The organism is Hydrogenophaga sp. (assembly GCF_051858985.1).
Classification (GTDB): Bacteria; Pseudomonadota; Gammaproteobacteria; order Burkholderiales; family Burkholderiaceae_C; genus Hydrogenophaga.
On the sequence record NZ_JBHYGM010000005.1, the window covers coordinates 1 to 18,680 of the forward strand.

Below are 18,680 nucleotides of genomic sequence, written 5' to 3' on the forward strand. Positions count from 1 at the left end.
CGGGCTCGTTGCGTTCGCTCAATGGGCGGAACGCATCGAAGCCACCGCAGGACGGGCAGTCGTAGTCGTAGGTCGGCATGGCTTCACAGGTCCGGCGAGAGTGGCATCACCACCGAGCCGTCGATGTGCTTGATGGGGCCGCTCGCATTCGGGTTGATGTCGAAGTCGAAGATCTGCGTGGGCAGCCACAGCGTGGCGCAGGCGTTGGGCACGTCCACCACGCCGCTGATGTGGCCCTGCACCGGTGCCGTGCCCAGGATGGAGTAGGCCTGTGCGCCGGAGTAACCGAACTTCTTCAGGTACTCGATGGCGTTCAGGCAGGCCTGGCGGTAGGCCACGTTCACATCCAGGTAGTACTGCTTGCCGCTCTCGTCGACGCTGATGCCTTCGAAGATGACGTAGTCGTTGTAGGTGGGCGTGATCGGGCTGGGCTTGAAGATCGGGTTCTTGATGCCGTACTTGGCCATGCCGCCCTTGATCAGCGTGACCTTCATGTGCACCCAGCCGGCCATCTCGATGGCGCCGCAGAAGGTGATCTCGCCATCGCCCTGGCTGAAGTGCAGGTCGCCCACCGACAGGCCAGCACCTTCCACATACACGGGGAAGAACACCTTGGCGCCGCGAGACAGATCCTTGATGTCGCAGTTGCCGCCGTGTTCGCGCGGCGGCACGGTGCGCGCGCCTTCGGCGGCGGCCTTGTCGCGCGCTGCGCCGGTCATCTTGCCCATGTGGGCGGTGCCGGCGAACGGCGGGTTGGCCAGACCACTGGTAGCGGGGTCGGAGTCGATCAGCGCCTGCTCGCGCGTGTTCCACATCTCCAGCATCTTGGGGTCCGGCAGGCAGCCGATGAGACCGGGGTGGATCAGTCCGGCGTACTTCACACCGGGCACGTGGCGCGAGCTGGTGAACATGCCGTGGAAATCCCAGATGGATTTCTGCGCCTGCGGGAAGTGCTCGGTGAGAAAACCGCCGCCGTTCTTCTTGCTGAAGAAGCCGTTGAAGCCCCACAGGCTGTCTTCCTTGGCGCCGATGTCGAGCAGGTCCACCACCAGCAGGTCGCCCGGCTCGGCACCCTTCACGCCCACCGGGCCGCTGAGGTAGTGCACCGTGGTCAGGTCGATGTCGCGCACGTCGTCGGCGCTGTCGTTGTTCTTGATGAAGCCGCCCGTCCAGTCGAAGGTCTCCAGGATGAACTCATCGCCCGGCTTGACCCAGCAGGCCATGGGGATGTCGGGGTGCCAGCGGTTGTGGATGTTCTCGTTTTCCAGCGGTGACTTCGTGAGGTCGACCTTGATCAGGGTTTCAGCCATGGTTTCTTGCTCCTTGGGGGGTGGACGGAAAGGGAGGAATCAGACAGACAGGTAGGACTTGATGCGCTGCTGGTCGGTGTCGCCGCGCTCGGTCTCGTGCACGAGACGCCCGCCTTCGATGACAAACAGGCGGTCGGCCACGTCCATGGCAAACGAGAGCACCTGCTCGGAGACCACGATCGTGATCTTGCGCATCTTGCGGATCTCGTTGAGCGCCTTGGCGATGTCCTTGATGATGGAAGGCTGGATGCCTTCGGTGGGCTCGTCGAGCAGCAGCACCTTGGGGTTGGTCACCAGCGCGCGCGCAATGGCGAGCTGCTGTTGCTGGCCGCCCGAAAGGTTGCCGCCCTTGCGCCGGCGCATGTCCCACAGCACCGGAAACAGCGCGTAGATCTCCTGCGGAATGGTGCGGTCCTTCGCGTTCTCCAGACCGGTCTGGATGTTCTCTTCCACCGTGAGCGTCGGGAAGATCATGCGGCCCTGCGGCACGTAGGCCAGGCCCTTGGCCACGCGCTTGAAACTCTCGTCGTGCGTCACGTCCTGGCCGGCCAGCGAGACGTGGCCGGTCTTGGTGGGCAGCACCCCCATGAGGCTCTTGAACAGCGTGGTCTTGCCCATGCCGTTGCGGCCCATGATGGCCACGCATTCGTTCTCGCGCGTCTCGAAAGAGAGGCCGTGCAGTGCCTGGCTCTGGCCGTAGGCGACGACGAGGTCCTTGACTTTGAGCATGCTGGTTCCTTCAGTGGCCGAGGTACACGTCGATGACCTTGGGATCGGCCTGCACCTGGTCCATGGGACCTTCGGCCAGGATCTTTCCCTGGTGCATGACCGTGACCTTGTGGGCGATCTTCTTGACGAAATCCATGTCGTGTTCGATGACGATCACGGCGCGGTTCTGGCAGATGCGCTGCAGCAGCTCGGCGGTCAGGTCGCGCTCGCGCGCGCTCATGCCGGCGATGGGTTCGTCGAGCATCAGCAGCTCGGGCTCCTGCATCAGCAGCATGCCGATCTCCAGCCATTGCTTCTGCCCGTGCGAGAGCAGGCCCGCCTCGGTGTCGAGCTTGTCACCCAGACCGATCTCATCGGCCACCGTCTTCACCCGCGCCTGGATCTCGGCGGTGGCGGTGAAGGCCAGTGCGCCCCAGACCGAGCGGCCCGAGGGGTAGGACACCTCGAGGTTCTGGAACACCGAGAGGTTCTCGTAGATCGACGGCGTCTGGAACTTGCGGCCGATCCCCAGGCGCACACGCTTGTGCTCGGGGATCTGGATGATCTCGGCGTTCTTGAACTTGATGCTGCCGGCGCTGGCCTTGGTCTTGCCGCAGATCAGATCGAGCAGCGTGGTCTTGCCGGCACCGTTGGGGCCGATGATCACGCGCAGCTCGTTCTTGTCGATGTAGAGCGTCAGGTCGTCGATGGCCTTGAAGCCGTCGAAGGAGACGGTGAGGTCTTCCACGGAAAGGGCGAAGTCGGTGTTGCTCATTTCGGTTCCTCAGACGCTCTGGCCGCTGGTGCCTTCTGGCAGCTTCACAGTGGCGGTGGGCGACTGCTTCGCCATGGGTGCGTGCGGCGGCGGCGAAGGCGGCTGGGGCCGCGAGGCCGAGGCATCGCGCAGCGCAGCGCGGCGGCCTTTCCACCACGGCACGATGCGCTCTTCCCACACGCCCGCCAGGCCCATGGGGAAGGCCATGGTCACGCCGATGAAGAGGCCAGCCATGAGGAACAGCCAGAGGTCGGGAAAGCTCTCGGAAAAGAAGGTCTTGCCGGCGTTGACCAGCAGCGTGCCGTACACCGCACCCACCAGGCTCATGCGTCCGCCCACGGCGGCGTAGATCACCATCTCGATGGAGGGCACGATGCCCACGAAGCTGGGCGACATGAAGCCCACCTGGAGGGTGAACAACGCACCACCGATGCCGGAGAGCGCAGCGGCCAGGCAGAACACGAAGATGCGAAAGTCCGCCACGTCGTAGCCCGAGAAGCGCACACGGTCTTCCTTGTCGCGCATGGCCAGCAGCAGCGTGCCGAGCTTGCTGGTCTGGATCCAGCGGCACACCACCATGGAGAGCACCAGCATGCCGACGCAGACGTAGTACAGGATGTACTTGGCGCTGTCGGTGCGCGTGTCCCAGCCGAGCAGCGTCTTCAGGTCGGTCATGCCGTTGACGCCGCCGGTGTAACCCTGCTGGCCGATGATGGCCACGGTGAGGATGAGCGCCACCGCCTGCGTGATGATGGCGAAGTACACACCGCCCACGCGGCGCTTGAACATGGCAAAGCTGATCAGCCAGGCCAGCAGCGTGGGCACCACGATGACGGCGGCAAGCGCGAACGGGAAGCTCTTGAACGGCACCCAGAAGGCCGGCAGTTCGGTGATCTGGTTCCAGTCCATGAAGTCCGGGATGCCGGGCGTGGACTGGATCTTGGTGCTCTCGGGGTCGGAGGCTTCCAGTTTCAGGAACATGGCCATGGCGTAGCCACCGAGGCCGAAGAACACGCCCTGCCCCAGGCTGAGCACGCCGCCATAACCCCAGAGCATCACCAGGCCGATGGCGACGAACGCGTAGGTGAGGTACTTGCCCACCAGGTTGAGGCGGAAGATGTCGAGGCTGAGTGGCAGCACCACCGCGAGCAGCACCGTCAGCAGCACCAGGCTGGCGAGCTGGTAGCGAAGGATCCAGGCTTTCAGGGCGTTCATGAGGGGACTCCGTAATGCAGATTCGATTCGGCGCAGCTCATCGACGGACCTTGCTGGCGAACAAGCCTTGCGGACGCAGCATCAGGATCACCACGATGAGCGAGAGCGTGAGCATCTTGGCCATGGAGCCGGCCATGAAGAACTCGGTGATCGATTGCGTCTGCGCGATGCCGAAGGCCGAGACCACGGTGCCGAGCAGGCTGGCGGCGCCGCCGAAGGTGACCACCAGGAAGGCGTCGACGATGTAGAGCGAGCCCGAGGTGGGGCCGGTGGAGCCGATGGTGGTGAAGGCCGCGCCCGCCACGCCGGCGATGCCACAGCCGATGGCGAAGGTCAGGCGGTCGGTCTTCTTCGTGTCGATGCCGGTGGCATTGGCCATCACACGGTTGCTCACCGTGGCGCGAACGCGCAGACCCCAGCGGCTTTTGTGCAGCGCAATCAGCACACCGCAGGTAACGACCGCCGTGAGGGCGAGCACGAACATGCCGTTGATGGGAATGTCCAGGCCTTCTGCCGGTGCCCAGGAGCCGAGCAGCCAGTCGGGCAGCGTGGGGCTGACTTCCTTGGGACCGATGAAGGTGCGGAAACATTGCTGCATCGCCAGGCTGATGCCCCAGGTGGCGAGCAGCGTGTCCAGCGGACGCTTGTACAGGTGGCGGATGAGCGCCCATTCGATGAACCAGCCGGCGGCGAAGGCGAACACGAAGGCCGCGACGATGGCGAACGGAAAGTAGGCGGCCACGGCACCGGGACTGATGGAGTTGGCCAGCGTGGAACCGAGGAAGATGGTGTAGGCGCCGATCGTCATGAACTCGCCATGCGCCATGTTGATCACGCCCATCTGCCCGAAGATGATGGCCAGGCCCAGCCCCATGAGCAGCAGCACCGCGAACAGGCTCAGGCCCGCGAAGCCCTGCATCAGGCCGATGTTGAGCAGGTCGTTGAAACTCATGTCGATCTCCAAGGAAAGTTCATCCAGAACGCCACGGATCCGGCTCCGCCGGTCCGTAGGCGTTGCCCCCTTGAGGGGGTCACGGCGCCAGTGCGCCGTGGCAGGGGCGGGTCACTGGTATCCCTTGGGGAATGGATCCGGCTTGATCAGTTCGGGCGATTCCGCGACCACCTTGAACGTCGCATCCGGCATGCCCATGGCGATGCGCGACTTGCTCCACAGGTGGTGGTTTGCATCGAGCTTCACGTAGCCTTCGGGTGCCGTCTTGAGCTCGATGCCCGTGCGCGATGCGGCCACCACCTTGTCCACGTCGAAGCTCTTGGCCTTCTCGACCGCCGCCTTCCAGAGCCAGGGGCCGAGGTAGCCGGCCTGGGTCACGTCACCGATCACGGCGTCCTTGCCGTACTTGGCCTTGAACGCAGCCACGAACTTCTTGTTGTTCTCGTTGTCGAGCGACTGGAAGTACTTCATCGACGAGTAGAAGCCCTGGAAGTTTTCACCGCCCACGCCGGTCATTTCGTCCTCGGTCACCGACAGCGTCACCAGCAGTTGCTTGTCGCCGGTGATGCCGGCGGCCTTCAAGGCCTTGTAGAAGGCCACGTTGGAACCACCCACCACGGCGGCGAAGATGCAGTCCGGCTTCTGCAGCTTGATCTTGTTCATCAGCGAGCCGAAGTTGGTGCTGCCCAGCGGGTAGTACTCCTCGCCCACGACCTTGCCCTTCTGGAAGTTCTCGATGTGCTTGCGCGCGATCTTCATGGACGTGCGCGGCCAGATGTAGTCGGAGCCGATCAGGAAGAAGGTCTTGGCCTTCTTCTCCTTCTGCGCCCAGTCCAGGCTGTAGAGGATCTGCTGCGTGGCTTCCTGGCCGGTGTAGATCACGTTCTTGGACTGCTCCAGGCCTTCGTAGAAGGTCGGGTAGTACAGCAGGCCGTTTTCCTTCTCGAACACCGGCAGCACGGCCTTGCGCGAGGCGCTGGTCCAGCAGCCGAACACCGCGGCACAGCGGTCGTTGATCAGCAGCTTCTTGGACTTCTCGGCGAAAGTGGGCCAGTCGGAAGCGCCGTCTTCCTTGATCACCTTGATCTTGCGGCCCAGGATGCCGCCCATCGCGTTGATCTCGTCGATGGCGAGCTGTTCGGCCTGGATGGAACCCGTTTCCGAAATCGCCATGGTGCCGGTGGAGGAATGCAACTGACCAACGGTGACTTCGGTGTCGGTCACGGCCAGCTTGGTGGTGTTGACCTGCGCGGTGGGCTGGCCGAAGCTCCAGGCCGGCAGGCCGGCCAGGCCGGCGGCACCCATCATCTGCAGCACGCGGCGGCGGCTGGCTTCCGGGGTTTCAAGAGAGACGGCATTCGGATCGGAGAGGTGCTTCATGAGGACTCCTGGAACGGTTGGGAGGGAGAAAACGGCGACATGCCGACTGGGGTTGAAGACTAGGGAAAACACCCCCCGGGTCCCATACGTCAAATAACGTAGGGCGCTCATCTGGCCGTTGGGGACGGTTCTTGCTAGCGTCCATGGCATGCCCTCGCCCGAGTCCGCCACGCCCGTGGCCACCCAGAAAATCTTCCGGTTCCGCCGGGAATACAACTCGTGGGTGGCCGACGAGACCATGGAGGACTACGCCCTGCGCTACACGCCGCGCAGCTTTCGCAAATGGAGCGAATGGCGCGTGGCCAACACCGCGTTCGGCTCGCTCTCGTTCCTGGCGCTCGAGGCGATCGGCGGCGCCATCGCCGTGAACTACGGTTTCGCCAACGCCATGTGGGCGATCCTGGTGGTGGGCGCGATCATCTTTTTCACCGGCCTGCCCATTGCGTACTACGCGGCGCGCTACGGCCTGGACATGGACCTGCTCACGCGCGGCGCCGGGTTTGGCTACCTCGGGTCCACCATCACATCGCTGATCTACGCGATGTTCACCTTCATCTTCTTCGCGCTGGAGGCCGTGATCATGGCGCTGGCGCTGCAGATGGCGACCGACTGGCCGCTGCCGCTGTGCTACCTGATCTCCGCGGTGGTGGTGATTCCGCTGGCCATGCGCGGCATCACGCTCATTTCCCGCCTGCAGGCCTGGACGCAGCCGCTGTACCTGTTCCTGCTGCTGTTGCCGTTCGTGTGGATCGCGCTCTCGCAGCCGCAGATGTACCGCGACTTCTCCAGCCTCACCGGCCTGCGCTCGGGCAGTAACGACTTCCAGCCGCTGATGTTCGGCGCGGCGGCGGCGGTGATCTTTTCGCTGGTGGTGCAGATCGGCGAGCAGGTGGATTTCCTGCGCTTCATGCCCGAGCGCACGCGCCAGAACCGCGTGCGCTGGTGGCTGGCCGTGCTGATTCCCGGGCCGGGCTGGATCGTCATGGGCATGCTCAAGATGACGGGCGGCGCATTCCTGGCGTTTGCCGCCATGCAGTTCGAGGTGGCGCCCGAACGCACCGCCGAGCCCACGCAGATGTTTCTCGCCGGATTCACCGAGGCCGTGGGTCACCCGGGCCTGGCGCTGATCATGACGGTGGTGTTCGTGATCCTGGCGCAGATCAAGATCAACGTGACCAACGCCTACGCCGGCTCGCTGGCGTGGTCCAACTTCTTTGCGCGGGTCACGCACAGCCACCCGGGGCGCGTGGTCTGGCTGGTGTTCAACGTGGCCATTGCCACGCTGCTGATGCTGCTCGGCGTGTTCGCCGGCATCGAGAAGGTGCTGGGCGTCTACAGCAACGTGGCCATTGCCTGGGTGGGCGCGCTGGTGGCCGACCTCATCATCAACAAGCCGCTGGGCCTGAGCCCCAAGGGCATCGAATTCCGGCGCGCGCATCTGTACGACTTCAATCCGGTGGGCATCGGCTCCATGCTGGTGGCCGCGCTGGTGGCGAGCGTGGCCTACACCGGCGTGATGGGCGAAGTGGCGGCCGCGTTCTCGCCCTTCATCGCACTCGGCCTGGCGTTGCTGCTCTCGCCGCTGCTGGCCTGGGCCACCAAGGGCCGCTATTACCTGGCGCGCACGCCATCGGCCGAGTGGAAGCCCGGCGAGGTGGTGCGCTGCGCGGTCTGCCAGAACCAGTTCGAATCGGAAGACATGGCCAGTTGCCCGGCTTACCGGGCACCCATCTGCTCGCTGTGCTGCTCGCTCGAGTCCCGCTGCCACGACCGCTGCAAGACGAACTCGCGCGCCATCGACCAGGTGCGCGCACTGCTCACGGCCGTGCTGCCCCGGGGACTGGCGGTGCGCGTGAACTTCCGCGCCGGCCAGTTCCTGACCGTCTGGCTGTCCATCAGCGCCATCATGGCGGTGCTGATCGGCATGGTGTACGCGCAGGAGAGCCTGCACGCGCCGGCCGAGACGCTGCAACTGCCCTTTCTCAAGATCTACGCCTTCCTGGTGCCGTTCGCGGCGGTGTGTTCGTGGTGGGTGGTGCTCACCACCGACAGCCGGCGCATGGCACAGGATGAATCCGAGCGCCAGACGCAGCTCCTGATGCTGGAGATCGACGCGCACAAGCGCACCGACGCCGAGCTGCAGTCGGCGCGCGACCGCGCCGAGGCCGCCAGCCAGGCCAAGACACGCTACGTGGCGGGCATGACACACGAGCTGCGCACGCCGCTCACCAGCATCCTGGGCTACGCGCAGATCCTGCTGAAGAACAGCGACATCTCGGTCTGGGTGCGCGAAACCATTGCCACCATGCAGCGCAGCGGCCAGCACATGCACACGCTCATCGACGGGTCGCTCGATCTGGCGCGCATCGAGGCGGGTCGCCTGCGCCTGGACCCGGTGCCGCTGCCGCTGGGGCAATTGCTCGAAGACGTGGAACGCATGATCCGCCCGCAGGCCGAGGCCAAGGGCCTCAAGTTCACGGTGCACCGCGAAGGCGAACTGCCCGCCTGGGTGCGCGCCGATGCCAAGCGGCTGCGGCAGATCCTCATCAACCTGCTGAGCAACGCCGTGCGCTTCACCGACGAAGGCGAAGTGACCCTGAAACTCGACTTCCGCCAGCAGGTGGCGCGCATCGACGTGGTGGACACCGGCATCGGCATTGCCGCGCAGGACCAGAAGCGCATCTTCCTGCCGTTCGAACGCGGCAGCGCCGGGCGGCGTGCACGAGATTCCGGCACGGGCCTGGGCCTGACCATCACGCACCTGCTCACCGACATGATGGGCGGCGAGCTGCTGCTGAAAAGCAAGCCCGGGCAGGGCAGCACGTTTTCGTTGCGGCTGTACCTTCCCGCCATTCCGTCAGACCCCAAGCACCCGCTGCCGATCCCGTCCACGCTGCGCGCCGTCACCGGCTACCTGGGCGAGCGCCGCACGGTGCTGGTGGTGGACGACCAGCCGCTGCACCGCCAGCTGCTCGCCAGCATCCTGATGCCCCTGGGCTTCGTGGTGCGCGAGGCCGCCAGCGGACAGGAGTGCCTCGAGATCATCGAGCAACACCCGCCCGACCTGCTGCTGCTGGACCTGACCATGGACGGGCTGGACGGCTGGCAGACCGCCGAAGCGGTTCGCAAGCTGTTGCCCTCGTCACGCCTGCCCATCGTGTTCGTCTCGGCCAACCTCATCGACAACCGCCCCGAGGAATTCAAGGCCCTCGACTACCAGGGCTTCGTGGCCAAGCCCATGACCGAGTCCGAACTGCTGGACGCCCTGCGCCAGGCGCTCGCGCTGGACTGGGTGACCGAGCAGGCACCGGTGGCAGCGCCCGAGAGCGCAACCCGCCAGCGCGTGAGCGGCCTGCCGCTGCCCGAGGCCCTGCGCGAGGAACTGCAGCGGCTGGCGCGGCAGGGCCAGGCCGCCGCGCTGCGCCAGCGCCTGTGGCAGGCCCAGGGCGCCGAGCCCGCCCACGCCGCCACCCTGGCGCTGCTGCAATCCTGCGCAGACCGTTTCGACTTTCAAACCCTGATCGAATACCTCAGGGACACCGAGGAACTCTCAGACGATGACACCCTGGTCTGACACCGCGCCACCCGACACCCCGGCCACCCAGCCCGTGATCCTGGTGGTGGACGATTCGCTGGACACCCTGCGCATGCTGGGGGACGCGCTGGTGGCCGAAGGCTATGTGGTGCTGGCCGCGCGCGACGCGGCCGAAGCGCTGGAACGCTTCGAAGTGGCCATCCCCGACGGCGTGCTCCTGGACGCCGTGATGCCCGGCATGGACGGCTTCGACCTGTGCCAGCGCATCAAGGCCACGCCGGCGTGGTCGCACGTGCCGGTGGTGTTCATGACCGGCCTGTCGGACAGCGAACCCATCCTGCGCGGCTTCGCCAGCGGCGGCGTGGACTATGTGGTCAAGCCGCTGCGCATTCCCGAAGTGATGGCCCGCCTGGCCACCCATGTGCGCAACGCCCGCGTGGCGCGACTGGCGCAGGAAGCCGTGGACGTGGCCGGCCTGGGCAGCGTGGTGCTGGATTCACTGGGCCGCATGGCCTGGCGGTCGCCCCAGGCCATGGTGTGGCTCGAACGCGCCTTCGGCACCGGCACCACGGCGCTCGATCAAGCCGCGCAGTGGCTCGCCGCTGCCCGCCGCGAAGGCACCGCCACCCGCGACCGCGACCAGGGCCGCCTGCTCGCCCGGCACCTGGGCCAGGGCAGTCTGGGTGAATCCATGCTGCTGCTGAGCTGGAGCCCGCTGGAGAACGCCGCCGCCCAGCGCCTGCGCGATGTGGCCCTCACCCCGCGCGAAACCGAGGTGCTCTCCTGGCTCGCCAAGGGCAAGACCAACCGCGACATTGCCGACATCCTGGGCATGAGCCACCGCACGGTGAACAAGCACCTGGAGCACGTGTTTGAGAAGCTGGGCGTGGAAACGCGATCGGCGGCGGCGGCGATTGCGGGGCGGTTGTTGCCGCAGGCATGAAATGGACGAGTGAGCTTGACGTTCGGCAGCACTGCTATGGGAACATGCGGCAGGGCAAGCAGGAGCCGCCTGCATTCCGGGCTTGGTCAATCCGGCTGCTGCGCCACCCATTCCAGCAGCGCGTCCAGCGCTGGCCGCGCTGCTGGCGCATTGGGGTGGTTGACGAAGCCGACCACCGCGTAGCGGGCGCCGTTGACCGCGTTGACGTAGCCGGCAATGCCGGTCACATCGCGCAGGGTGCCGGTCTTGATCCAGGCGTTGCCGCGGGCGGCGCTGGTGGCGCCGCGGGCCAGGCGCGATGCCGTGCCGTTGACGCCTGCGATGGAGAGCGATTGCACGAACTGCGCGCCCTGCGGATGCTGGGCCGCGTGGCGCAGCAGGCCGGCGAGCGACTCGGGTGTGATGCGTTCGTCGCGCGAGAGTCCTGAGCCGTTGTCGAGCACCGGGGCGATGGCGCGCGGCCCGAAGGTGCGCTGCCACCATTCGGCCATCACTTCGCGCGAGCGCTCGAAACGACCGGGGCGCACCAGTGCCTGCCGATCGGCAATGGACCCTTGCGACACGTAGTTCACCGGCGAGAGCTGGCCGAGCGTGAGGAACAGCTGCTGCGCCATCACGTTGTTGCTCCACTGGTTGACGTCCACGATGATCTCGGAGAGCGGCAGCGAACGCGCTTCGTGCAGCAGTTGCACGCCCGGCGGCGTGAGGCCGGTGCGCACACTGCCGGTGATGGAGCCGCCGGCAGCGCGCCACACGCCTTCCATGGCGCGCGCCGCGTAGGTGCCCGGCTCCTGGTAGGCCACGGGCCACTTGAGTTCGCCGCAGCTCTGCGGATAGCGGCCTTCGAAGCGGATGCTGTTGACGTCGTCGAAGCGCGCCAGCAGTGCAGATCGCCAGTCGCCACAACTGCCCGCGCGCGCCAGCGGCACGGTGGCATCGATGGCCAGGCGCGCCATGGGTGGCTCGCTGAACACGCGCGCCACGCCGTTGGCCGGGTCGGGCTGGAACGTGAGGATGACGGACTTGAAGTTGACCAGCAGCGCGTCGGGCGTGGCGTTGTAGGGACGCAGGGCTTCGCCGTCGAAGGCGCCGGGGTCGATCAGGGGAAGCTCGAAGGCGCTGTGATCCAGCACCATGTCGCCCAGGATCACGTTCACGCCCTGCGCCTGCAGCGCCCAGAACGCCTGCTGGATGCGTTCGAGCACCAGCTTGGGATCGCCGCCGCCGCGCACATACAGGTTGCCGCGCAGCGCGCCGCCTTCAACCACTCCATCGGTGTAGAAGCGGGTGGCCCAGGTGAAATCGGCGCCCAGCATGTCGATGGCCGCGTAGGTGGTCACCAGTTTCATCACCGACGCCGGGTTGACCGCCGTGTTCGCGCGGTGGCGCAGGCGTTCGTGGCCGCCGGGCTCGATCGACACCACCAGGGTGGACAAGGCGCTCGGTGGCACCTGCGCCCGTTGCAGCGCGGCCAGCACGGCCGGCGGCAGCGGGTCGCCCCGGCCGGGCAACTGCGCGCAGGCCGGCAGGCTCAGGCCCATCAACAAGCCAAAGGCGAGCACACGCAAGCGGCGCGGCAACAGCATGAAACGATCGAAGAAGTGGGCAGGCGGCATGACCGTTTCATTATGGAACGCGCGAACGGCCCGGGGGGCTTCGCTTGCGCCCAGTGAGGCGCAGGAGAGACAGACTCTCGCCCAACCGTGCGACCTGACACGGTGGCCGATAATGCCCGGATGCCCGGAAACCTGCGCTTGCTCGCCATCGAAACCAGCACCGACACCCTCTCGGTGGCCCTGGGTTCGGGTGCGGCGGATGGTGCGCTGTGGCAGCACAGTGGCCCGGGCGGCGCGCAGGCATCGGCCACGCTGCTGCCCCTGGTGCGCGACCTGTTGAACCAGGCCGGCTGGCCGCTCGCCACCCTGGATGCGGTGGTGTTTGGCCGGGGCCCGGGGTCTTTCACCGGCCTGCGCACGGCGTGTGCCGTGGCCCAGGGCCTGGCCTACGGTGCACGTCCTGAAGGCATTCCCGTGTTGCCGGTGGACACGCTGCTGGCGCTGGCTGAAGAGGCACGCCATGCCCTCGAGCAGCGCGGCGAACCCGCGCCATCGGCCATCGTGGCGCTGCTCGACGCGCGCATGGGCGAGTTGTACGTGGCGCCGTATGCCTGCGAGGCCGGTGGCTTGCGCACACTGGCGCCGCCGCGCCTGTGCGCGCCGGCCGATCTGGCCGCCTACCTCGACCAGGTGCTGCCCCACGGCGCCGAACCGCTGCTGGCGGGCAATGCCCTGCGGGCCTACCCCGACCTGCTGGCCCCGGTGCGCGGGACGCACGCCAGCGCACTGCCGACCGCTGCGGCCTTGCTGCGCCTGGCGCCGCGTCTGCTTGCCGAGGGAGGCGCCATGGCCGCGCGCGACGCGCTGCCGCTGTACGTGCGCGACAAGGTGGCCCGAACCACGGCCGAGCGCGAGGGCCAGGGCAGTGGCCTGCCCAGCGCGGAGGTGACGCCATGAGCAGCGTCATCGGGCCATTTGGCGCGGGCGCCGAACTCCCGGCCTGGGCCAGCGGCCTCTGGCCGGGCCCCTCCACCCCCAGCACCCACGCGGGCGCGTCGGCGCAGGCCGAGCGTCGCGTCGCGTTCGAGCCCATGACCACGGCCGACCTCGATGCCGTGCACGCGCTGGAAACCAGTGCCTACGCCCACCCGTGGTCGCGCAAGCATTTCCGCGATTCGCTGCAGGCCGGCTACCCCGCCGTGATGCTGCTGGGCGACACGCTGCCGGGCGAGAAGGCGGCCAGCGAACGCGCCGACGGGCGCCACCTGCTTGGCTACGTGGTGGCCATGTCGGGTGTGGATGAAGTGCACCTGCTCAACATCACCGTGGCCCCCGCACACCAGCGCCAGGGCTGGGCGCGTTTCATGCTCGACGCGCTGGCGCTTTGGTCGCGCGGGCAGCAGGCGCAGTGGCTGTGGCTGGAGGTGCGCGAGAGCAACGCGCCGGCGCGCCGTCTCTACGAGCGCTACGGCTTCACGCAGGTCGGCGTGCGCAAGGGTTACTACCCCACCGGAAAAATCCAGCGCGAGGACGCGGTGGTGATGAGCCTGCAGCTCGAAGGCCCCGCTGCTCCCACGAGCCCACCATGAGCGAACCGGTCGACACCTCCTTCGTGCCGCAGCTCGACGCGCGGCAACGCGCCATGCTGGCCGAGATGGGCGTGCGCGTCTGGGCGCCCAAGCCTCGGCCGGTGGCCGCTGCGTCTTCAACCTTGCCGGTCCAGGCCGAATCGCCTGCGCTGGCCCGCACTGCGCCCGCTGCTTCACCCACACCCCCGACCACCGTGGCCGCAGCGCCGGTGATGGTGCGGCCCGCGCGCGCGGCCAGTGTGCAGACCATGGACTGGGCCACGCTGCGCGAGACGGTGGCCGGTTGCCAGGCCTGCAGTCTGTGCAAGAGCCGCAAGAACACGGTGTTCGGCGTGGGCGACGAGCAGGCCGACTGGATGATCGTGGGCGAGGCACCGGGCGAGAATGAAGACCTCCAGGGCGAGCCTTTCGTGGGCGCTGCGGGCCAGTTGCTCGACAACATGCTGCGCGCCGTGGGGCGCAGCCGCACCGGGCAGGGCGCGCAAGGTGCCTACATTGCCAACGTCCTCAAGTGCCGCCCGCCGGCCAACCGCAATCCGCAGCCCGACGAAGTGGTGCAATGCGAGCCCTATCTGGCGCGCCAGGTGGCGCTCGTGCAGCCGCGCGTCATCGTGGCCATGGGGCGCTTCGCGGTGCAATCCCTGCTCAAGACCACCGAACCCATCGGCCGGCTGCGGGGCCGCGTGCACCAGTACGAAGGCGTGCCGGTGATCGTGAGCTACCACCCCGCCTACCTGCTGCGCACGCCCACCGACAAAGGGAAGGCCTGGGCCGACCTGTGCCTGGCCATGGATCTGCTGGACAACGCACCTTCTGCCTGAGGGCGAGGCCGCCCCAACCCGGATCAGCCCCCCGGGGGGGCAGCGACCCGCGAAGCGGCGGAGCGTGGGGGCCAAAGCGATCCGGCGCCGGGCCGCCCCAAGCCGGATCAGCCCCCCGGGGGGGCAGCGACCCGCGAAGCGGCGGAGCGTGGGGGCCAAAGCACCGTCGCGATGGCAAACATGATCAGCACGACAGCGGCCCAATCCTGCCAGTGCAGCACCTCGCCGAGCCACACGGCGCCGCTGAACACGCCCAGCACCGGGATGAACATCACCGACAGGGTGGACGCAATGGGTGGCAGGTCTCGCGCCAGCGAAAGCCAGGCCACCTGCGCGAAGGCAAACACGCCCAGCGCGTTGTAGAAGATCGCGCTCCAGACCGGCAGCGTCGGCCACTTCCATGCGGTGCGCTCGAACACCACGGCCAACGCGGTCATCCACAGCATGGTGATCACCGTCATCCAGAACGAGATGGTGAGCGTGGATTGCGGCAGCTTCGTGCGGCGCATCATCTGCGTGCCGAAGGCCCAGGCCACGGCCGCCAGCAGCATCAGCCCCACACCGAGCGGTGCGCCAGAGAGCCGCGTGAACTCGTGCCAGAGCAGCAGCACCACGCCGGTGGCCGCCGCCGCCACGCCGCCCCAGGCGCGCCCGGCCAGCCGCTGGCCGAACCACCAGGCGCCGACCATGGCGGAGAACACCGGCATGGTGTAACCCAGGATGGCGGTGCGCCCGCTGGTCAGGGTCTGGATCGCCAGCATCACGAGCGTGTGCCAGATCAGCATGTTGAACAGCGTGAGCACGCCCACCTCGCGCCAGTGCGCGCGCTCGATGCGAAACGGCACGCGCCGCCACACCAGCACCAGCGCCAGGAACGGCAGGCCGATCCACATGCTGAGCGTGCGGAACGTCAGCGGCGGGAAGTCGGTCACGCCCAGCTTCATGATGGGCCAGTTGATGCCCCAGACCAGCGTGAGCAGAACGAGGACGATGAGTTGCTGGCGAGAGAGGGCTTGCATGGGGTGAACTATAGGGGCCGCCGCGCCGGGCCCCCCAACTAGAATCCCGGCATGACTTTTCTCGACATGCTGCGCAGCGCCGAGCGCCAGAACCGTTCCCTGCTGTGCGTGGGCCTGGACCCGGACCCCGCCCGCTTCCCGGCCCACCTCAAGAACGACGCCAGCCGCATCTACGACTTCTGCGCCGCCATCGTCGAGGCCACCGCCGACACCGCCATCGCCTTCAAGCCACAGATCGCCTACTTCGCAGCTCACCGCGCCGAAGAACAGCTTGAGCGCCTGATGGCCTTCATGCGCCGCACCGCACCGCAAGTGCCGGTGATCCTGGACGCGAAACGCGGCGACATCGGCAGCACCGCGCAGCAGTACGCCATCGAGGCTTTCGAACGTTACGGGGCGGACGCGGTCACGCTCTCACCATTCATGGGTTTCGATTCGGTGCAGCCCTACCTGCAGTTCCATGGCAAGGGTGCGTTCCTGTTGTGCCGCACGTCCAACCCCGGTGGCGACGACCTGCAGAACCAGCGCCTGGCCTCGGTGGAAGGACAGCCCCTTCTGTATGAACACGTCGCGCGCCTGGCACAAGGCCCCTGGAACCTCAATGGGCAGCTCGGCCTGGTGGTGGGTGCCACGTATCCGGCCGAAATCGAACGCGTGCGCGAGATCGCGCCCACGCTGCCGCTGCTGATTCCGGGTGTGGGCGCACAAGGTGGCGACGCGGTGGCCACCGTGAAGGCCGGCCTGCGCACGCAGGGCGAAACCACCACCGGCGCCATCATCGTGAACTCGTCGCGCGCGATCCTGTACGCCTCCGGCGAGGCCGACTTTGCCGCCGCCGCACGCCGCGCCGCCCAGAAAACCCGGGACGAATTGCACGCTGCGCGCACCTGACTTTCGACCAGCGGCAGCCGCTTTGCGCCGAGCGGCATGACCGTCCGGCGGCTGCCGCGGGCGCGCCACACCGATCTGTAACGACTTGAAAAGCGGCGGTGTAACAAAAAGCCGACGCCTAGACTCGCGCTCGTTGAACCGAGGAGGAATCCCATGACGGACATCGAGTCGCCCCCGAATCCCGCCGGCGTGGACACGCCGGAACCTGCACCAGCGTCCATGAACCTGGCGCCACTGGCCACGGCAGCAGCCGCAGCGGCCCTGCTCGCTGCCTGCGGCGGCGGTGGAGACGAAGCCCCTGAAGCACCACCTGCCGTGGGTGTCGTCGACTTCCCCACCAACGGCTTCTCTTTCCCGGCGCCCGCCGCGGACGCTGATGCCGCACGCTTCCTGCAGCAGGCGCAGTTCTCCTCCACCCGCGAAGAGATTGCCGAGTTGCGCGGCACCGGCAGCTACGCGCAATGGCTGGCCAACCAGTTCGCCAACTACCGCAGCACCACAGGCTGGAACTGGCTCGAATCGCGTGGCTACGGCGCGGTGGACACCAACAGCTACTTCTTCAACCACTACCCTGCCGACTTCATGATCTGGAACCAGCTGCTCAGCGGTACGGACATGATGCGAAAACGCGTGGCGCTCGCTCTCTCAGAGTTCTTCGTCACCTCATTGACCACCGCCGAGTTCACCTGGCGCGCCCATGCCTACGCCAGCTGGTGGGACACGCTGATGCGCAACGCCTTCGGCAACTACCGCCAGTTGCTGGAAGATGTGACGTTGCACCCGGCGATGGGTTACTTCCTGAACACCAAGGGCAATCAGAAAGAGAACCCGTCCACCGGCCGCGTGCCCGACGAGAACTACTCGCGCGAGGTGATGCAGCTCTTCAGCCTCGGCGTGTACCAGCTCAACCTTGACGGCTCGGTGAAGACGAGCGGCGGCGTGCCGCTGGAGAGCTACACCCAGGACGACGTGACCAATCTCGCACGCGTGTTCACCGGCTACGACTTCGACCGATCCGACAACATCCGCCACACGGTGCCGGGCCAGACCTACACCATCGAGTCCAAGGAATTTGCGCGCAAGCCGATGTCGCTCACCGCGAGCCGGCATTCCACGCTGGCAGCGACTTTCCTGGGGGCCACGGTGCCGGCCAACACGCCCGGGCGAGAAGCGCTGCGCATTGCGCTGGATGCCCTGTTCAACCACCCCAACGTGGGACCGTTCTTCTCGCGCCAGATGATCCAGCGGCTGGTGACCAGCAACCCCAGCCCGGCCTACGTGGCGCGCGTCGCAGCGCGCTTCAACGACAACGGTTCGGGCGTTCGCGGCGACCTCAAGGCGGTGTTTGCCGCCATCCTGCTCGACGACGAGGCCCGCGGTCCGCAGTCGCTGCAGAGCACCACCTTCGGCAAGCTGCGCGAACCCATGCTGCGGTTTGTGCAGTGGTCGCGCACCTTCGGAGGCTCCTCGCTGGCCGGCAGCTGGAAGATCTTCGAACTCGTGAACCCGGCCAACCAGATCGGACAGAGCCCGCTGCGACCGCCATCGGTGTTCAACTTCTTCCGGCCCGGCTACGTGCCACCCGGCACCGCGCTCTCCGCGTCGGGCGCCACCGCGCCCGAGTTCCAGCTCGTCAACGAAACCTCGGTGGGCGGCTACCTGAACTTCATGCAGAGCGTGATAGAGCGCGGCATCAACTGTCCCAATCCCGGCGTGCCGGAAGCGGCCTACAACAACTACGCCTACGACGTGGTGGCCAGTTATTCCACCGAACTCGGTGTGGTGACGGATGCCACCGCCCTCGTGAACCACATCGCCCTGGTGCTGACGGCGGGCCAGTTGACCGCGGCCACGCGGCAGGTCATGGTGACCGCGCTCAATGCCACGCCCGTGACCAATGCCAGCAGCGACCTCGTCAAACGCCGGCGCGTGTGGGCAGCGATCCTGATGGTCATGGCTTCGGCCGAATACCTCATCCAGAAGTAA

General features: G+C 66.9%; 16 protein-coding genes. 7 read left to right on the forward strand and 9 right to left on the reverse strand.

Translation table 11 applies throughout. From position 1 onward, the window contains the following. The 7 genes from ACTIEY_RS19480 to urtA all read right to left on the reverse strand — a co-directional run. Positions 1-79: FmdB family zinc ribbon protein (locus ACTIEY_RS19480; RefSeq protein WP_439520995.1), on the reverse strand; the 79-nt coding region annotated here is incomplete at its 3' end. 4 nt (positions 80-83) lie between these two features. Further along, complete coding sequence (fmdA, locus tag ACTIEY_RS19485; protein WP_439520814.1) at positions 84-1,310, reverse strand: formamidase; 1,227 nt, start codon at positions 1,308-1,310, stop codon at positions 84-86. 39 nt (positions 1,311-1,349) lie between these two features. Next, positions 1,350-2,039, reverse strand: coding sequence for an urea ABC transporter ATP-binding subunit UrtE (gene urtE / locus ACTIEY_RS19490; protein WP_439520815.1), 690 nt, complete (start codon positions 2,037-2,039; stop codon positions 1,350-1,352). Positions 2,040-2,049: 10 nt separating this feature from the next. After that, positions 2,050-2,793 carry an urea ABC transporter ATP-binding protein UrtD gene (urtD, locus tag ACTIEY_RS19495; RefSeq protein ID WP_439520816.1) on the reverse strand — a complete coding sequence of 248 codons (744 nt, stop codon included), beginning with the start codon at positions 2,791-2,793 and terminating at the stop codon, positions 2,050-2,052. A 9-nt stretch (positions 2,794-2,802) separates the two neighbouring features. After that, positions 2,803-4,008, reverse strand: coding sequence for an urea ABC transporter permease subunit UrtC (gene urtC / locus ACTIEY_RS19500; RefSeq protein ID WP_439520817.1), 1,206 nt, complete (start codon positions 4,006-4,008; stop codon positions 2,803-2,805). Between the two features lie 37 nt (positions 4,009-4,045). Beyond that, positions 4,046-4,960 (reverse strand): urea ABC transporter permease subunit UrtB, encoded by a 915-nt coding sequence (urtB, locus tag ACTIEY_RS19505; RefSeq protein WP_086126600.1) that lies wholly within the window; start codon positions 4,958-4,960, stop codon positions 4,046-4,048. 111 nt (positions 4,961-5,071) lie between these two features. Then, positions 5,072-6,340 (reverse strand): urea ABC transporter substrate-binding protein, encoded by a 1,269-nt coding sequence (gene urtA / locus ACTIEY_RS19510; RefSeq protein WP_439520818.1) that lies wholly within the window; start codon positions 6,338-6,340, stop codon positions 5,072-5,074. A gap of 148 nt (positions 6,341-6,488) precedes the next feature. On the opposite strand from urtA, the gene ACTIEY_RS19515 reads away from it, so the two are divergent. After that, positions 6,489-9,914, forward strand: a complete 3,426-nt coding sequence (locus tag ACTIEY_RS19515) for a hybrid sensor histidine kinase/response regulator (RefSeq protein WP_439520819.1) — start codon at positions 6,489-6,491, stop codon at positions 9,912-9,914. Then, positions 9,898-10,818 (forward strand): response regulator, encoded by a 921-nt coding sequence (locus tag ACTIEY_RS19520; protein WP_439520820.1) that lies wholly within the window; start codon positions 9,898-9,900, stop codon positions 10,816-10,818. Before ACTIEY_RS19515 ends, ACTIEY_RS19520 begins: the two co-directional genes overlap by 17 nt. Before the next feature lie 86 nt (positions 10,819-10,904). Here the strand turns inward: ACTIEY_RS19520 and dacB are convergent, their stop codons facing one another. Further along, positions 10,905-12,434 carry a D-alanyl-D-alanine carboxypeptidase/D-alanyl-D-alanine endopeptidase gene (gene dacB, locus ACTIEY_RS19525; protein ID WP_439520821.1) on the reverse strand — a complete coding sequence of 510 codons (1,530 nt, stop codon included), beginning with the start codon at positions 12,432-12,434 and terminating at the stop codon, positions 10,905-10,907. Between the two features lie 132 nt (positions 12,435-12,566). Between dacB and tsaB the strand changes: the two genes are divergently transcribed. The 3 genes from tsaB (at position 12,567) to ACTIEY_RS19540 (ending at position 14,784) form a co-directional block, all read left to right on the forward strand. After that, positions 12,567-13,331, forward strand: a complete 765-nt coding sequence (tsaB, locus tag ACTIEY_RS19530; protein WP_439520996.1) for a tRNA (adenosine(37)-N6)-threonylcarbamoyltransferase complex dimerization subunit type 1 TsaB — start codon at positions 12,567-12,569, stop codon at positions 13,329-13,331. Between the two features lie 134 nt (positions 13,332-13,465). After that, positions 13,466-13,963 carry a ribosomal protein S18-alanine N-acetyltransferase gene (rimI, locus tag ACTIEY_RS19535; RefSeq protein WP_439520997.1) on the forward strand — a complete coding sequence of 166 codons (498 nt, stop codon included), beginning with the start codon at positions 13,466-13,468 and terminating at the stop codon, positions 13,961-13,963. Beyond that, positions 13,960-14,784: a uracil-DNA glycosylase gene (locus ACTIEY_RS19540; protein WP_439520822.1), complete on the forward strand. Its 825-nt coding sequence runs from the start codon at positions 13,960-13,962 to the stop codon at positions 14,782-14,784. Before rimI ends, ACTIEY_RS19540 begins: the two co-directional genes overlap by 4 nt. Before the next feature lie 107 nt (positions 14,785-14,891). On the opposite strand, the gene ACTIEY_RS19545 is transcribed toward ACTIEY_RS19540, so the two are convergent. Then, the gene (locus tag ACTIEY_RS19545; RefSeq protein WP_439520823.1) at positions 14,892-15,803 is read right to left on the reverse strand and encodes a DMT family transporter; all 912 of its coding nucleotides are present in this window, start codon (positions 15,801-15,803) and stop codon (positions 14,892-14,894) included. Between the two features lie 51 nt (positions 15,804-15,854). Here ACTIEY_RS19545 and pyrF point away from each other — a divergent pair, with 51 nt between their 5' ends. Both pyrF and ACTIEY_RS19555 read left to right on the forward strand, forming a co-directional pair. Continuing rightward, positions 15,855-16,694, forward strand: coding sequence for an orotidine-5'-phosphate decarboxylase (pyrF, locus tag ACTIEY_RS19550; RefSeq protein ID WP_439520824.1), 840 nt, complete (start codon positions 15,855-15,857; stop codon positions 16,692-16,694). Between the two features lie 153 nt (positions 16,695-16,847). Further along, the gene (locus ACTIEY_RS19555; protein ID WP_439520825.1) at positions 16,848-18,680 is read left to right on the forward strand and encodes a DUF1800 domain-containing protein; all 1,833 of its coding nucleotides are present in this window, start codon (positions 16,848-16,850) and stop codon (positions 18,678-18,680) included.

Coding starts and splice junctions, on each gene's coding strand:
- fmdA (WP_439520814.1), bottom strand. CDS start 1,310: ATGGCTGAAACCCTGATCAAGGTCGACCTCACGAAGTCACCGCTGGAA.
- urtE (WP_439520815.1), bottom strand. CDS start 2,039: ATGCTCAAAGTCAAGGACCTCGTCGTCGCCTACGGCCAGAGCCAGGCA.
- urtD (WP_439520816.1), bottom strand. CDS start 2,793: ATGAGCAACACCGACTTCGCCCTTTCCGTGGAAGACCTCACCGTCTCC.
- urtC (WP_439520817.1), bottom strand. CDS start 4,008: ATGAACGCCCTGAAAGCCTGGATCCTTCGCTACCAGCTCGCCAGCCTG.
- urtB (WP_086126600.1), bottom strand. CDS start 4,960: ATGAGTTTCAACGACCTGCTCAACATCGGCCTGATGCAGGGCTTCGCG.
- urtA (WP_439520818.1), bottom strand. CDS start 6,340: ATGAAGCACCTCTCCGATCCGAATGCCGTCTCTCTTGAAACCCCGGAA.
- ACTIEY_RS19515 (WP_439520819.1), top strand. CDS start 6,489: ATGCCCTCGCCCGAGTCCGCCACGCCCGTGGCCACCCAGAAAATCTTC.
- ACTIEY_RS19520 (WP_439520820.1), top strand. CDS start 9,898: ATGACACCCTGGTCTGACACCGCGCCACCCGACACCCCGGCCACCCAG.
- dacB (WP_439520821.1), bottom strand. CDS start 12,434: ATGCCGCCTGCCCACTTCTTCGATCGTTTCATGCTGTTGCCGCGCCGC.
- rimI (WP_439520997.1), top strand. CDS start 13,466: ATGACCACGGCCGACCTCGATGCCGTGCACGCGCTGGAAACCAGTGCC.
- ACTIEY_RS19540 (WP_439520822.1), top strand. CDS start 13,960: ATGAGCGAACCGGTCGACACCTCCTTCGTGCCGCAGCTCGACGCGCGG.
- ACTIEY_RS19545 (WP_439520823.1), bottom strand. CDS start 15,803: ATGCAAGCCCTCTCTCGCCAGCAACTCATCGTCCTCGTTCTGCTCACG.
- pyrF (WP_439520824.1), top strand. CDS start 15,855: ATGACTTTTCTCGACATGCTGCGCAGCGCCGAGCGCCAGAACCGTTCC.
- ACTIEY_RS19555 (WP_439520825.1), top strand. CDS start 16,848: ATGACGGACATCGAGTCGCCCCCGAATCCCGCCGGCGTGGACACGCCG.